Annotated in this window: 1 protein-coding gene; it reads right to left on the bottom strand. The window is 76.7% G+C overall.

From position 1 onward, the window contains the following. The coding region (locus D588_RS26020) for a hypothetical protein (RefSeq protein WP_043086962.1) at positions 1-240 on the bottom strand (240 nt) is incomplete at both ends.

Below are 240 nucleotides of genomic sequence, written 5' to 3'. Positions count from 1 at the left end.
TTCCTCGCCGATGGCTTGCGCCGCGACCACCTCGGCCAGGCGCAACGGCGCGGACTGCGGCGCCTGCGCGCTGGCCTCGGCGAACTGCTGCAGTGCCTGCGCGCTGTCGTCGTGCTGCTGCGCTGCCAGGCCGCGCGCATACGCCTGCAGCGCGGCGGGCGCGGGCAGGTCGTCGGGCAGGGTGGCGCCTTCGCCGAGCAGCGCCCTGGACGCGATCGGCAACCAGGCGGCGTAGGCCGC

The organism is Xanthomonas sp. SHU 308 (genome assembly GCF_000364645.1).
Lineage (GTDB): Bacteria > Pseudomonadota > Gammaproteobacteria > Xanthomonadales > Xanthomonadaceae > Xanthomonas_A > Xanthomonas_A sontii.
Note: the sequence above shows the minus strand (reverse complement) of the source record. Positions and strands in the feature narration are given on the sequence as shown.